The organism is Gordonia sp. NPDC127522 (assembly GCF_042672305.1).
GTDB classification, from domain to species: Bacteria; Actinomycetota; Actinomycetes; order Mycobacteriales; family Mycobacteriaceae; genus Gordonia; species Gordonia hongkongensis.
This window is the reverse complement of record NZ_JBHXVK010000014.1, coordinates 33,720-50,790: the sequence shown is the minus strand read 5'-3', so window position 1 is coordinate 50,790 and position 17,071 is coordinate 33,720. Positions and strand designations below refer to the sequence as shown.

Annotated in this window: 1 protein-coding gene (running past one end of the window); it reads left to right on the top strand. The window is 69.7% G+C overall.

Annotated elements, in window-relative coordinates:
• Positions 1 to 17,071: the 3' portion of a non-ribosomal peptide synthase/polyketide synthase gene (locus tag ACFVHY_RS18645; RefSeq protein ID WP_390274517.1), read on the top strand. The gene continues 9,266 nt to the left of window position 1, outside the view; 17,071 of the gene's 26,337 nt are visible here — the last part of the coding sequence; the start codon falls outside the window, past its left edge; its stop codon occupies positions 17,069 to 17,071.

The window sequence follows — 17,071 nt, the reverse complement described above, 5'->3', positions numbered from 1 at the left end:
CGCCGACGGCACCGGGCGACTCGTCGTCGCCGCCCATCATCTCGGCGTCGACGCCGTGTCGTGGCCGACCATCGTGGCCGGTCTGGGACGCGCGTGGTGGCAGTACCGCAACGGGGAGACGCCGGGCCTCGCGGCCTCGGGTACCTCGTTCCGGCGCTGGTCGGGTGTGCTGGCCGGACTCGCCGACCGCGCGGAGGAGATCGAGTGGTGGTCGCGCCAGCTGCCGCCGACCCCGACGGCGTGGGAGATCGACCGGGCCCGGGACCGTCTCGCGACCACGATCTCGGTGTCCCGCACCGTCGGCGCCGGTCTGGCCGAGCGGGTCCTGGGCACGGTCACCGAGATGTTCGGTGCGCGCCCGGACACCGTGGTGGCCGCGGCCGTGGCATTCGCGCTGCGGGATCCGGTCACGGCGTCCGGTCCGGTGTCGATGGTGATCGAGAACCACGGCCGCGAAGAGGGCATCGCACCCGGCGCCGACCTGGCCGAGACGGTCGGGTGGTTCACCTCGTTCGTACCCGTGAGCGTCGACGTCCCGGGGCCGGTGGAGGCGACCAGCACAGCCGCTCGGGGTGAGACCGTCGCGGACGTCACCCCCGGTCATCGTCTGGCGACGATGGTCAAGGCGCTCAAGGACACTCAGTCTCGAATGCCGGACAACGGCATCGCGTTCGGGCCGCTGCGATGGTTGCGTCCCGGCTCGCCGCTGCGAAACCGGCCCCTCCCGCCGATCACGGTCAATTATTTGGGTCTGCTCGGGGGCGGAGATATCGACGACACCGATTCGACGGCAACGGATTTCGTGCCGGTCGGTGACGCGCCGCCGCTTCCGCCGTCGGTTCGGGGAGACATGGTCGCGTTGGCGGCGCTGACCGTGACGGCCGCCTCGGTGGCGACCGCGGGTGGTCGGGAGTTGCGAGTGGACCTCACCGCACCCGAGGGGTTGTTCGACGAGTCCGCGCTGGGCGGGATTGCGGATCGCTGGGAATCTGCACTGTCCTCGCTCGCCGCGTATGTGGATGCCGTGGGCGACCCGGGTCCGAGCGAGACCGACGTGATCGGCGGGCTCGACCAGACGGACATCGACCACGTGCTCGCCGCCCGGACACGCGCAGCACGGACGCGCGGCCGCTACGCGATCTGGCCGCCGACGCCGCTCCAACAGGGGCTGTTCTACGAGGCCCAGCGGCTGGTCGGCGTCGATCCCTATGTGACCCAGTCGGTCATCGAGTTCGACGGAGCTCACCCCGCCGACATGATCCTGCCGGCCGTCCGTGAGCTGTTGACCAGGCAACGGGTACTGCGCTCGGGGTTCACCCGCACACCGTCGGGTCGGCTGGTCGTGGTGGTACCCCCGGCCGATCATCCCGCGGTGACCGAACCCGACTTCCGCGGCGTGGACCTCACCGGTCTGAGCATGGCCGACGCGGCCTCGCGGATCGTGCAGATCGCCGACGAGGACCTACGACGCCCGTTTGTCCTGGACGACCCGCCGCTCATCCGGTTCTCCGCGGTGTCCCACGACACGGTGACGGGCCCGGCGTACACACTGGTCATCACCGCACACCACATCATCCTGGACGGATGGTCGGGGCCGATTCTCGTCGCCGACCTCCTCGCGGCCCACCTCGGCCGCCCGGCGATCACGCCGGCACGTGACTTCGAGTCCTACCTCGATTGGCTCGACCGACGCGACGCCGCGACCGCGATCACCGCCTGGCGCGAGCATCTCGCCGACATCGTTCCGACGCTGGTCCGTCCACAGGTGCACCCCGGTGCCGACCGCGAGCCCCGGCGGCACGAGGTGACGGCGCGGGTGTCCGCGACCACCCGGGGCGCCCTCGAACGGACGGTGCGGACGCTGGGCACGACGACGAGCACCGTGCTGAATGCGGCGTGGTCGATCGTCTTGTCCCGCTTCACCGGCGAGCAACGAGTCGTCTTCGGTGAGACGGTGTCGGGGCGGCCCGCCGACCTCGACGGTGCCGACGGCATGATCGGCCTGTTCATCAACACCGTGCCGGTCGTTGCCGACGTCGCACCGGGTCGATCGCTGGCCGCTCTCATCGGTGAACTGCACCACGCCCGCGCCCGCATGCTCGACCACCAGTTCGTCGGACTCGGCGACATCACCGCGGCGACCGGGCATGCGCGCCTGTTCGACACCCTCGTGGTCTTCGAGTCGTATCCGGTCGACGTGGACACGGTCGTGGCGGGGTCGCGGACCTCGGGCCTCGAGATCCGCGACGTGAGCACGTCCGACGCCACGCACTATCCGCTCGCGCTCATCGCCGCACCGGAGAGCGACGACCTCTGCCTCACGGTCAAGACGGATCTGTCCGTCGTCGGCGAGGGTGTCGCCGAGACGGTCGCCGCCATGCTGACCGACCTGCTCGACGCGGTGATCGACGACCCGTCCCTGCCGGTGGCCGCGCTCGACCCGATGCCGACTGCCCTGCGCCCGACGGTCGAGGGTTGGTCGCGTGGTGTGGAGGTGGGGTTGGGGTGGTCGGGTCGTTCGGTGGGGTCGGTGGTTGCTGAGCGGGTGGGGTTGTCGGTGGGTTCGGTGGCGGTGCGGGTGGGTGGTCGGGTGGTGTCGTATGGGGAGTTCGGTGGGTTGGTGGGGGGTGTTGCGCGGGAGTTGTCGGGGTTGGGTGTGGGTGTGGATTCGGCTGTGGGTGTGGTGATGTCGCGGTCGTTGGAGTTGTTGGTGGCGGTGCATGCGGTGGTGGCTGTGGGTGGTCGGTATGTGCCGGTGGAGGTGGATGCGCCTGCGGAGCGGGTGGGGTTCATGTTGTCGACGGCGGGTGTGGGTGTGGTGTTGGTGCGGGCGGGGGATGTGGGTGGGGGGAGTGTTGTGGCGGGGGTTGTGGGTGTTGGGGGTGTGCGGCGTGTGGTGGTGGATTGTGGTGAGGGGGTGGGTGTTTCGGTTGATGGTGTGGTGGTTGGTGAGGGGTTGGGTGTGGGGTTGTTGGGTGAGGTGGTGCCGGGTGGGGGGGAGGTGCCGGGTGGTGCGGGTGTGTACACGTTGTTCACGTCTGGGTCGACGGGTCGGCCGAAGGGTGTGACGGTGTCGCAGGCTGCGGTGGTGAATCGGTTGGGGTGGATGCAGTCGTTGTTCGGGTTGCAGGGGCGGGATGTGGTGTTGTGGAAGACGCCGGTGTCGTTTGATGTGTCGGTGTGGGAGTTGTTCTGGCCGTTGATGGTTGGTGCTTCGGTGGTGGTGGCGGAGCCGGGTGGTCATCGGGATCCGTGGTATGTGGCGTCGGTGGTGGAGCGGTTCGGGGTGTCGGTGTGTCATTTTGTGCCGTCGATGTTGTCGGTGTTTGTGGATGCTCTCGGGGAGTCGGTGCCGCAGGAGTCGGGCCGGCAGGTTTCGGGCGGGTTGGGTTCGGGGTTGGGGTCGTTGCGTCAGGTGTTTTGTTCGGGTGAGGCGTTGGGTGTGGGTGCGGTGGAGGGGTTGCGGGGGTTGGTGCCGGGGGTGCGGGTGGTGAATTTGTATGGGCCGACTGAGGCGGCGGTGGATGTGACGTCGTATGTGGTGTCGGGTGGTGAGGTGGTGGTGCCGATTGGTCGGGCGGTGCCGAATGTGTCGGTGTGGGTGTTGGATTCGCGGTTGCGTCCGGTGCCGGTGGGTGTGGTGGGTGAGTTGTATCTGGGTGGTGTGCAGGTGGCTCGGGGGTATGCGTCGCGGGCGGGGTTGACTGCGGAGCGGTTTGTGGCGGATCCGTTTGGTGGGGTGGGTGTGCGGTTGTATCGGACGGGTGATCGGGTGCGGTGGAGTGGTGTGGGTGAGTTGGAGTATGTGGGTCGTGTTGATTTTCAGGTGAAGTTGCGGGGGCAGCGGATCGAGTTGGGGGAGATCGAAACCGTCCTCGCGAGTGCCGACGACGTGGTCTCGGCAGTCGCGGTCGTGCACGACGACCGGTTGGTCGCGTACGTCACCGGACCGGACGAGTCGGCGGTGTCGCGGTTACGAGACCATGCCGCCCGCAGGCTCGCGTCGTACATGGTTCCCGACACCGTCATGGTGCTCGACGCGTTGCCGCTGAACACCGCGGGTAAGGTCGACCGAAAAGCCCTGCCCGCACCGGATCTCTTCTCCACTCGACGGGTGGAACCGGACACGGACACCGAACACACGATCGTCGCGATGGTCGCCGAGGTGCTCGGCCGCGGTGGGGACGCCACGGCCATTTCGGTGACCGACAGCTTCTTCGACATCGGTGGGCATTCACTGTCGGCCACGCGGGTGGCGGCGCGGGTCGCCCACGCGTTCGGTGTGCCGTTCGGCGTTCGTGAACTCTTCGATGCGCCGAGCGTGCGCGCGATGGCCGCTCTCGTCGACGCGACCCGTCGCACCGACAACAGCGGTTCACCCACCGAGACAGCAGACCTCGGTTCGATCCCGCGTCCTGCCCGCCTCCCGTTGTCGCCGGCGCAGCAACGCATGTGGTTCATCAACCAGTTCGATCCGGGGTCACCGGCCTACAACATCTCGTTCGCCCTACGGGTGCGTGGTCGTCTCGACGTCGTCGCCTTGCGCGCGGCACTCGCCGATGTGATCGACCGGCACGAGGTGCTGAGGACGCGTTACCCACAGGGCGCGGATGGCCGACCGTGGCAGGACATCGCAGCGGCTGACGACGTCACCGTCGATCAGTGGTGGCGGACCGCCGGGGTGGAGACGCTGTCCGCGGAACCGTTCGACGTCACCCGCGACCTCCCGATCCGTGCGGGCATCCTCGGATCCGATCCCGACGACCGCGGTGCACACGACCACGTGCTGGTCGTCGTGCTGCACCACATCGCCGCCGACGGCGAGTCGCTGGCGCCCCTGGTCGATGATCTCCTGCACGCGTACCGGTCCCGCGTCGAGGGTCGCGCGCCTGTCCGTCCTCCGCTCCCGGTGCACTACGCGGACGTCGCGCTCTGGCAGGAGCGCGCCCTGGGCTCGATCGACGACCCTGACTCCGAACTCGGCAGGCAGTCGCGCTGGTGGCGCGATCGCCTCGCCGGCCTGCCCGAGGTCCTCGAGTTGCCCACCGACCGACCCCGTCCGCCGGTGGCGTCCCTCCGCGGGGCGGTGGTGGACCTCGACCTGCCCGCGGGTCTCGCACCCCGCATCGAGTCGTTCGCCCGCGCCCACGGCGTGACCGTGTTCATGGTCTTGCACGCGTCGGTTGCGGTTGTCCTGTCCCGGTTGTCGGGGACGTCGGACATCGCGGTCGGTTCACCGGTGGCCGGCCGTGGCCGTACCGAGCTCGACGCCCTGATCGGCATGTTCGTCAACACTCTGGTCCTACGCACGGAGGTTGACGCCTCGGCCACCTTCGAGGAACTGATCCGGTTGGTGCGCGACACCGACCTCGATGCGTTCGCCGCTGCCGACGTGCCCTTCGAGTACCTCGTCGATGCCCTCGCCCCGGCGCGCAGCGAGGCGTTCGCGCCGCTGACCCAGGTGCTGTTGACCCTCGAACAGACCTCCGTGGGGGAGTTGTCCGCGCCGGGGCTGACGATCACGCCCGTCGAGGCCGGTGCGCCCGCTGCCCGGTTCGACCTCATGATCGGGATGTCCGCCGATCGGGACGACGCCGGTGCCCTCGCCGGGCTGGCCGGCCGGATCGTGTACGCCACTGACCTCTTCGACGAACCCACGGTGCGACGCATCGGTGCGCGGATCGTCGACGTCCTCGACGCGGGCCTCGCCGATCCCGACGTGATCGTCGGCGACATCGACCTCGTCGATGCCACCGAGCGCGCCGCCATCGAGGGTTGGTCGCGTGGTGTGGAGGTGGGGTTGGGGTGGTCGGGTCGTTCGGTGGGGTCGGTGGTTGCTGAGCGGGTGGGGTTGTCGGTGGGTTCGGTGGCGGTGCGGGTGGGTGGTCGGGTGGTGTCGTATGGGGAGTTCGGTGGGTTGGTGGGGGGTGTTGCGCGGGAGTTGTCGGGGTTGGGTGTGGGTGTGGATTCGGCTGTGGGTGTGGTGATGTCGCGGTCGTTGGAGTTGTTGGTGGCGGTGCATGCGGTGGTGGCTGTGGGTGGTCGGTATGTGCCGGTGGAGGTGGATGCGCCTGCGGAGCGGGTGGGGTTCATGTTGTCGACGGCGGGTGTGGGTGTGGTGTTGGTGCGGGCGGGGGATGTGGGGGGGGGGTGTGTTGTTGCGGGGGTTGTGGGTGTTGGGGGTGTGCGGCGTGTGGTGGTGGATTGTGGTGAGGGGGTGGGTGTTTCGGTTGTTGGTGTGGTGGTTGGTGAGGGGTTGGGTGTGGGGTTGTTGGGTGAGGTGGTGTCGGGTGCGGGGGTGGTGCCGGGTGGTGCGGGTGTGTACACGTTGTTCACGTCTGGGTCGACGGGTCGGCCGAAGGGTGTGACGGTGTCGCAGGCTGCGGTGGTGAATCGGTTGGGGTGGATGCAGTCGTTGTTCGGGTTGCAGGGGCGGGATGTGGTGTTGTGGAAGACGCCGGTGTCGTTTGATGTGTCGGTGTGGGAGTTGTTCTGGCCGTTGATGGTTGGTGCTTCGGTGGTGGTGGCGGAGCCGGGTGGTCATCGGGATCCGTGGTATGTGGCGTCGGTGGTGGAGCGGTTCGGGGTGTCGGTGTGTCATTTTGTGCCGTCGATGTTGTCGGTGTTTGTGGATGCTCTCGGGGAGTCGGTGCCGCAGGAGTCGGGCCGGCAGGTTTCGGGCGGGTTGGGTTCGGGGTTGGGGTCGTTGCGTCAGGTGTTTTGTTCGGGTGAGGCGTTGGGTGTGGGTGCGGTGGAGGGGTTGCGGGGGTTGGTGCCGGGGGTGCGGGTGGTGAATTTGTATGGGCCGACTGAGGCGGCGGTGGATGTGACGTCGTATGTGGTGTCGGGTGGTGAGGTGGTGGTGCCGATTGGTCGGGCGGTGCCGAATGTGTCGGTGTGGGTGTTGGATTCGCGGTTGCGTCCGGTGCCGGTGGGTGTGGTGGGTGAGTTGTATCTGGGTGGTGTGCAGGTGGCTCGGGGGTATGCGTCGCGGGCGGGGTTGACTGCGGAGCGGTTTGTGGCGGATCCGTTTGGTGGGGTGGGTGTGCGGTTGTATCGGACGGGTGATCGGGTGCGGTGGAGTGGTGTGGGTGAGTTGGAGTATGTGGGTCGTGTTGATTTTCAGGTGAAGTTGCGGGGGCAGCGGATCGAGTTGGGGGAGATCGAAACCGTCCTCGGCACCACGCCGGGTGTCGCCCAGGTGGTGGTCTCTGTCATGGGACGCGCTGCGGGAGAACAACTCGTGGCTCACGTCACCGGAGCGGATGTCGACGTCGAGCATCTGCGCGCGACGGCTGAGCAACTACCCGCGTACATGCGGCCCACGTCCTGGGTCGTCCTGGACGCGTTGCCGTTGAACACCGCGGGCAAGGTGGACCGAAAAGCCCTGCCCGCACCGGATTTCGTCGCCGCCGAACGCGTGCTCCCCGAGACCGACGCCGAAGTCGCGATCACCGGTGTCTTCGCCGACGTGCTCGGGCTGTCTGCCGCGGACTCGGTGTCGGTGACCGACAGCTTCTTCGATCTCGGCGGCAACTCACTGGCCGCGACCCGACTCGCGGCCCGTGTCTCCCGGATGCTCGGGGTCCCGGTACGGGTGCGAGACGTCTTCGACGCCCCGACGGTCCGGGATCTCGCGCGTCGAATCCAGGCGGCAGAGATCGCCGGGGCCGGAACCACAGTCGCGGATCGGTCGACTGCACCGGCCCGGCCGTCGGTCTTGCCTCTGTCGAGCGCCCAGCGCCGCATGTGGTTCATCAACCAGTACGAGCCGGCGGTGGCGTCGTACATCATCCCGTTCGCCTTCCGACTCCGCGGCACGGTCGAGGTCGAACACCTCCGTCGCGCGCTCGCGGACGTGGTCGCGCGTCACGAGGTTCTCCGGACCACCTACCCGGTGTCCCGCGACGGACGCCCCGAGCAACGAATCCACGACGTCGATCCGGAGAATCCCGGAGTCGACTGGGCGGTGGCGGATTCCGAGTCCGAAGCGCTGGCCGTCGCCGCCGAGCCATATGACCTGACCAGTGACCTGCCCGTGCGCGCCCGTGTGTACGTCGATCCCGGCACAAGTGCACTGCTGGCCGTCAGCATCCATCACATCGCCGCCGACGGCGAGTCGGGCCGGGCGCTGTCGCGCGATCTGCTCACCGCGTACTCGGCACGACGCGACGGTCGGAGCCCGGACTGGCCGCCGCTCCCGCTCCAGTACGCCGATCACGTCCTACGGGCCGCCGAACGAGCGGACGAGCAGGACGAGCACCGGCAGTGGTGGGTCCGCCGGCTCGACGGCGCCCCGGTCCTCATGGATCTGCCCACCAGCTACCCACGTCCGGCCACGCCGACGATGCGCGGCGCGACCGTCGAGTTCGTCATCCCGGGACGTGTCGCGCGGGGGATCGGCATCCTCGCCCGCGCCGGCGACGCCACCGCATTCATGGTGCTGCACGCGGCACTCGCCGCGGTGCTGGGTCGGCTGTCGGGGAGCCGCGACGTCGTCATCGGGACCGCCGCCGCGGGCCGCGACGGCGACACCGACGACTTGATCGGCATGTTCGTCAACACGGTGGCGCTGCGGACCCCGATCGTCCCCGCACAGCCGTTCACCGACCTCCTGCGGGTGGTGCGCGAGGTGGATCTCGACGCCCTCGATCACGCCGGCGTGCCGTTCGACGACGTCGTCGACGAACTCGGGGTGGCCCGCACCGCGTCCCATGCGCCACTGGTCCAGGTGCTGCTCACCACGTCCGATCTCGCCGCTCCCGGCGCCCCCGATGGGCAGGTCGCCGGCCTCGACGTCGAACCCGTTGCGGTCGAGGACAACTCGGCAAAACTCGACCTGACTCTCGGTGTTCTGACGGACCCGGCCGAGGGGGCTCCGTGGCGCGGTTCGCTCACCTACGCAACGGACCTCTTCGACGACTTCGCCGCGCGTCGGCTCGCGGACCGATTCGTCGGCGTACTGACGTCCGCGGTCGGCGACAGCACACTGCCGGTCGGGGACCTCGAGCTGCTGACCCCGGACGAGGAGATGATCCCGCTCGTCTCGGGCGACCCCGATCCCGTTCCGGGACTCCTCTCGGACCTGCTCGTCGACGCGGCGCGGATGCGCCCGACCCACCCGGCCGTCGTCGACCCCGCCGCCGCGGACCCCGAACACGTCTGGACCTATGCCGAACTCGATTCGGCGAGTTCGCATCTCGCGACGGCCCTCATCGGCCGCGGTATCGGTCCGGAGGACGTGGTCGTCAGTGCGTTCCCGCGGTCGGCGACGGCGCAGCTCGCCTTGTGGGCAGTGGCCAAGACCGGTGCGGTGTACTGCCCGATCGACCCCCGCTACCCCGCGGAACGCATCGCTCGGGTCCTGGACGCCGCGAACGCCGTGCTGGTGCTCACCGACGGGAGTGTCGAGGGGCCGGCCGCCGACACGACCTCCACGTGGCCGCCGCGACTGCTGCTCGACGCGGCGCTCGTCGCCGACCTGCGCAGACGCCCGGCGCTCGACCCGCCGCGTCGCAACGGGCCGGTGACACCCGACTCCGGCGCCTACATGATCTTCACCTCCGGATCGACCGGGACGCCGAAGGGGGTGCTCGTGACGCACCGCGGCCTCGCGGGTGTCAGCACGGTGCTGCGCGACCGGCACCGATCCGGGCCCGATGCGCGCTGGCTGGCGATCAGCTCGCCCGCGTTCGATGCCGCCATGCTCGAGGTCCTCGGTGCCTACGGCAGTGCTGCGACGCTCGTCGTCGCGCCTCCCGAGGTGTACGGGGGCCGCGAGCTGGCCGACTTCATCACGACGCACCGCACCACCCACGCCTTCCTGGTGACGTCGGTGGCGGCGTCGTTGCCGGATCCCGGTCGCCTGCCCATGACCGACGTCCTCGTCGGCGGCGAGGCCGTCCCCGACACCGAGAAGGACCGGTGGGCCCCGCACGTGGGGTTCCACAACGGTTACGGACCCACCGAGACCACGATCATCAGCGTCACCTCGGCCCCGATCGGCGTCGACGAGCCGGTCCACCTCGGCAGCCCGGTCCCCGGCGCGAGCGCCCATGTCCTGGACGAGCGGCTGCATCCGGTGCCGCCGGGGGTCGTCGGGGAGCTGTACCTCGCCGGTCCCGAACTCGCACGCGGTTACCACGGACGGCCGGCGCTGACCGCCGAGCGCTTCGTCGCCGCCGTCGACGGGGCACCGGGCACGCGGATGTACCGGACCGGGGATCTCGTGCACCGGGACCGCAGCGGCGGAGTGGTCTACGTCGGCCGCGCCGACTTCCAGGTCAAATTGCGCGGGCAACGGCTCGAACTCGGTGAGATCGAGGCCGTCCTGACCGCACACCCGCAGGTGCGGACGGCGGCGGTCATCGGGGTCGGGAACCCGGTGACCTCCCTGGCCGGCTACGTCGAACCCGTCGACCCCGAACGGCCGGTCGAGATCTCCGCCCTCCGTGAACATCTCGCGACCCATCTGCCATCGCACATGGTCCCGGCGGCACTCACGGTGCTCGACTCCATGCCGCGCAGCCCGATCGGGAAGATCGACCGGGCCGGCCTCCCCGCCATCGAGCCGTCGAATGTCGACGCCGAACGGGTTCCGCCGTCGACGCACACCGAGCGGTTACTCGCGGCCATCGTCGGCGAGGTTCTCGGACTCGATGACGTGTCGGTGACCGCTGACTTCTTCGTCATCGGCGGCAACTCGTTGTCGGCCACGCGTGTGAGTGCCCGCGTGGGGGACGCCTTCGGGGTCCGCGTCGGTGTCCGCGACGTCTTCGAGGCGCCGACGGTTCGCCTGCTCGCGCGTCGCGTCGACGCCGCTTACGACGATGCGTCGCGACCGCCACCGCTGCGCCGTGTCGATCCGCGGCCCGCGCACATTCCACTGTCGTATGCGCAGCAACGGATCTGGTTCCTGAACCGGTTGGACCCGAATTCGGGGGCCTACACCATCCCGATGGCCGTCCGACTCCGCGGCCGGCTCGACCGGGGTGCGCTACGCGCCGCCGTCGTCGACCTGCTGACCCGCCACGAGATCCTGCGGACCGTGTTCCCGGCGCCGGGCGGTGAACCGCGGCAGCACATCTTGCCGATCGACGAGGCCCGGGCCCGCCTGCGGTGGGAGGACATCACGGCTCCGGGGGAGCTCGCCGACCCGGCCGCACTCGTCGGTGATGCCGCCTTCGACATCACGTCCGAGCTGCCGCTGCGTATTCGCCTGTTCGCGGTCGGTGACGGTGGGATCGACACCGACGACCACGTCCTCGTCGTCGTACTGCATCACATCGCCGCCGACGGTGAGTCGATGAGGCCGCTCGTCGCCGATCTGTGGGGGGCCTATCTGGCGCGCACCGAGGGGCATGCGCCAGCGGCGGCCGCACCGGCGATCCAGTTCGCCGATCACGCAGTGTGGCAACGAGAGACGCTGGGGGACATCGACTCGCCGGAGTCCGTTCTCGGTCGCCAGGTGGGCTACTGGGTGAATCGACTGTCGGGGATCCCCGACCTCCTCCCGCTGCCCACGGACCGGCCGCGACCGGCGCTCGCGTCGCAACGGGGCGGTCGCGTCACCGCGGGCATCCCGACCGAACTGACACAGCGGATCGCGGACACGGCCCGCGCCCACGGCGCCACCGAGTTCATGGTCGTCCACGCCGCGCTGTCGATCGTGCTGGCCAGGCTGTCCGCGACCCGCGACATCGTGATCAGCACCCCGGTTGCCGGACGGGGCCATGCGCATGTCGACGACCTCGTGGGCATGTTCGTCAACACCGTGGTCCTGCGCACCGACGTCGACCCCCGGACACCGGTCGGGGAGTTCCTCGAACGGGTGCGCATCGACGACATCAACGCCCTCGCACGCGCCGATGTCCCGTTCGAGTACCTGGTGGACCGACTGTCCCCGGTCCGGTCGGAGGCGTTCGCCCCGATCAGCCAGGTGATGCTGTCGGTGCTGCACGATCAGGACACCGGCACGGTCGGGACCGACCCCTCGATATCGGCGGATCTGACCTTCGAACCGATCGAGGCGTCCACCGGCACCACCCAGCTCGACCTGACCGTGGCGGTGACGATCCGTCCCGAAGGCGCGTGGGACGTCGAGATCGTCTATGCCACCGACCTGTTCGACGATCGGACCGCGCGCACCGCGATCACCCGTCTGATCAGGGTCCTCGAGGCGGTCGTCGGTGACGACGACTTGGCTGTCGGTGCCATCGACCCGACCGACGCGGCCGAGCGCGCGCAGATCGCCGAACTGGTCGCGGGCCCCGATCTGTCGGTGCCGTGGTCGACGGTCACCGATGCGATCGAGGCGGCCGCGCGACGCTCACCGGAGTCGACGGCCCTGGTGGCCGGTGCGCGATCCGTGACCTACCGCGAGTTCATGGAACGGATCACCCAGCTGGCCGAGATGATGTCCGCACACGGCGTGGGTCCCGAAGTGGCCGTGGGCGTGTGTATCCCGCGGTCGGTGGAGCTGGTACTCGCGATCCACGCGGTGGTGATGGCCGGCGGCAGCTATGTCAGCATCGACCCGTCGACTCCGCCCGAACGAGTCGCCGCGATGGTCGACGCCGCGTCGATCGCGGTCATCCTGACCGCTGAGGTGACCCCGTCCGCGCTGTCCGGTCTGTCGGTACCGACGCTCGTCATCGACGGAAACGCCCCGCCGGAGGACCGCTCGGGTCCCCGGCCGGAACTCCGTCGCCCGTGTCCGGGCAACGCCCTCTACACGTTGTTCACGTCCGGCTCGACCGGAACGCCGAAGGGAGTCACGGTCAGTCACGGCGCCGTACTCAACCGACTCGCATGGATGGCGGTGCGTTCCCCGCTGCGTCCCGACGATGCCGTTCTGCTCAAGACGCCGGTCACCTTCGACGTGTCCGTCCCCGAACTGTTCGAACCGCTGATGGCCGGGGCCCGCCTTGTGATCGTCGAGGACGGCCGCCACATCGACCCGGCCCACGTCCTCGCCGAAATCGAGCGGCATCGGGTCACCTCGGTGCACTTCGTGCCGTCGATGATGGCGGCGTTCGTCGAGTACATCGGCGACCACCCGCAGCGGCGCGCGGCACTGTCGTCGTTGCGGCGGGTCAACGCGTCGGGCGAGGCACTGCCGGCGGCCACCGCCGACGCCATGGCGGCGCTCGTGCCGCAGGCGGACCTCGACAACCTCTACGGGCCGACCGAGGCGGCCGTCGAGGTGACGGCGTACCGCTTCGCCCCCGGCGACGTGGTCGTGCCGATCGGACGCCCGAACGCGAACACCACCACGTGGGTGCTGGACGACGGGTTGCGCCCGGCGCCGGTCGGGGTGGTCGGCGAGCTGTACGTCGGCGGCGATCAACTTGCGCGCGGTTATGCCGCCCGGCCCGACCTCACCGCCGAACGGTTCGTGGCCGACCCCACCGGCCCGCACGGAGGCCGCCTCTACCGGACCGGTGACCTGGTGCGCTGGAACGCCTCTGGTGCGCTCGAATACCTCGGCCGGGCAGACTTCCAGGTGAAGTTGCGCGGACAGCGCATCGAGCTCGGGGAGATCGAGACCGTCCTCGCCCGTGTCGACGGCATCTCGCACACGGCGGTCACCGTCCGGAGCGGTCCGGCGGGTGATGCACTGGTCGGATACCTCGCCGGCCGTGTCGATCTCGACGCGATCCGTGAGCATCTGCGGCAGGCGTTGCCGCAGTACATGCACCCGACGCAGTGGGTGGTCCTCGATTCGGTCCCGGTGACCGCGACCGGCAAACTCGACCGCCGGGCCCTGCCCGCGCCGCGGAACGAGCCGGTCGAGATGGTGCCGCCCGCCGACGCCGTCGAACGGGCGGTGGCCGTCGTCATCGCCGACGTGCTGGGACTCGACGAGATCTCGGTGACGACGCCGTTCTTCGATCTGGGCGGCAACTCGCTCGCCGCGATGCGGGTCGTCGCCCGGATCGGCGAGCAGCTCGGGACCGACCTCGATGTGCGCGACCTCTTCCGCACCCCGACGGTCCGCGAGCTCGCACAACTCGTCACGCGTCGTCGGGCCTCCGACCATCCGCTCGTCGCACGGCCCCGGCCCGAGCGCATCCCGTTGTCGTATGCGCAACAACGACTGTGGTTCATCAACCAGTTCGACGTGACGTCCCCGACGTACAACATGCCGATGGCATTCGACATCCGGGGATTCCTCGATGTCGACGCACTACGCGCCGCGGTCGCGGCTGTGATGACGCGACACGAACCGCTGCGGACCGTCCACCCGCTCGGCGACGACGGGGTGCCGCTACAGCACATCCTCGATCCTTCGGTGGCGGCGGCCCGACTGCGCTGGGAATCGGCCGGGACGCCCGAGGACGCGATGGCGTTGTGCGCGGAGGGATTCGACGTGACGACGCAGCTGCCGCTGCGTGTGGTGACATCGCTGGTATCAGCGGAGGGTGCGTCGCCGCCGGTGTGTCGAGTCGTGCTGGTCCTGCACCACATAGCCGGCGATGCGGCGTCTCTGGCGATCCTGGCCGCGGAGGTCCTCGGTGGGTACCGCAACGGTCGACGCCCCGAAGACGAGTCGATCGAGGTACCGGAGATCGCATACGCCGATCACGCGCTGTGGCAACGCGATGTGCTCGGTGACCTCGACGACCCGACCTCACCGATGGCGGCGCAGTACTCGTTCTGGACCGAGACGCTGGCCGACGTTCCGGCCGCACTGGAGATCCCCGGTGACCGTCCGCGTCCACCGATCGCCGATCCCACCGGTGGTCGGCTGCCCCTCGAGATCGGCGAGGAGCGCAGCGCGGCGGTGGCGGCGACCGCACGCGTGCACGGGATGACCCCGTTCATGGTCTGTCACGCCGCCTTCGTCGCCGCACTCGCCCGCGTGGCCGATGTGCGGGACATCAGCGTCGGCGCTGCCATCTCCGGTCGCGGGCACGCGGCCACGGCGGGGCTCATCGGGATGTTCGTCAACACCGTGGTGCTCCGCACATCGGTGCACTCCGAGGACACGGTCGAGGACCTGCTCCGCCGGGTCCGCGACGCCGATCTCGCGGCCTTCGCGCACGCCGACATCCCGTTCGAGACCCTCGTCGAGCACCTCACCCCGGTTCGGTCCACCGCCCACGCGCCGCTCGTGCAGGTCATGATCAACTATCTCGGCGAGTCGTCCGGGACACCGGCGGTGCCTGGTATCGGCGCGGACGCCGAGCCGCTCATCGTGGACGGTCTCGAGGTCGTGGCCGTCGAACCGGGGCCGCCGCCGGCGAAGGTCGACCTCACCCTCGGTCTCGCGGAGCGGTCCGTCGGTGCGGCTGTCGAGTTGGTCGGCGAGATCGACTACGCCGCAGCGCTGTTCGACATCGAGACGGTTGAATCGATACGCGACGTCTTCCTAGGCATGCTCGACGCCGTGACCGGTGACATCGACATGGTGCTCGATGAGGTCGATGTGACCGGTGCCGTTGACGGTGCGTCGCTGATCCTCGACAGCGAGGGCAGGGCGGTACCGGCGCGGGTGCCGGGTGAGTTGCACGAGCGCACGGGAGACGGTTCGCTGCTCGCGACGGGTATGCGGGCGCGGTGGGTCGACGCCTCGATGACACGACCCGAGATCCTCGGGCCGGTCGAGCGTCACCCCCGGATCGGCGGGCGGCGAGTGGATCTCGATGCGGTGGAGGCGGCACTCAACGCGGTGGCGGGCGTCGTCACTGCGGCGGTCGTGGCGTCGGCGTCCGACGGTCAGCCGACGGATGACGGAGTCGAGGCGGGGGCCTGGGTCGTGGTCGACCGCGACGGCCCCGGCGCCCCCGACCTCCGACGCGAGCTGTCGAGAGTGCTGCCCGCACACTGTATTCCGACGGTGATCAGCGTCGTCGACGCCATCCCGGTCGGCGCGGACGGCCGACCCGGACGCCGCGAGGTCGCGGCGCTCATGGCCGCAGCCGGTGGGGGACGCGAGGACGCCGAGCCCGCGGCCCCGACCGGCCGCTGGGAAGTGACGGTCGCCGAAGCGATGTCGGAGATCACCGGGACTGCGGTGACCAACGCGGACCAGGGTTTCTTCGACCTCGGCGGGACCTCGCTGTCGGCGGTGCGGCTGGTGTCGCTGCTGCGGCGACGGACGGGACTGCCCGTCGAGGTCGCATGGATCTTCGCCGGACCCACACCGCGCGATCTCGGCGCCCGGCTCGCTGCTCAGGCGACGCACGAGGAATCCACCGACACCGCTGACCCGCGGGGCCAGGTGGTCGTGCCGCTACGGGCGGACGGCAGCCGCGAACCGGTCTTCTGCGTCCATCCCGCCGATGGGTTGGCGTGGCTGTTCGCTGGTCTCACACCGTATCTCGACGACCGGCCGGTTTTCGGTCTGCAGGACCCCTTCGTGGTGGCCGGCGACACGGCCGCCACGTCGATCCGCGAACTCGCCGCGCGGTATGTGGCCGAGATCCGGGCGATCGTCCCGCAGGGGCCCTACCACCTCGTCGGTTGGTCCCTCGGCGGGCTCATCGCCCAGGAGATGGCGGCCGAATTGCGTGCGCAGGGTGCCGAAGTCGGGTTCCTCGGCCTCCTCGACAGTTATCCCGCGACCGGTGACGAACTCGAGGCCGGCGGTGAACTCGAGACCGACGGGGCGCCGGCGCGTGCCGAGGTGTCCGCGGAGGATGCGCGGGCCACGGTCGCGGACCTGCTCGGCGGGTGGCGAGCAGTCATCGACGTCGACGCGGTGACCGCCTCCGACGATCCGGCCGCGATGGCGGCGGCGGTCCGCGAGCGGGTCGTCGGCCTCGGACTCCTCGACGGACCCGCGTTCGACCGCATGCTCCAGCGGATGGTGACGTCGGCCCGACGCACCGTCGACCACCGACCCCGAACCTACGACGGCGACGCGATGCTCGTCGTCGCGGCGGCGGGGGAGACCGACCCGGACACCACCGCCGGACGCTGGACACCGTTCCTCGGCGGGCGGGTCACCCGTGTCGACGTCGATGCCGATCACCTCGGGATCGTCGGTACCGTCGCGCTCGAGGTGATCGGACCGCGGATCGACGCGGCGATCCGCGAGGCCGAGTCGCGCGGCGACAGCGCCTGA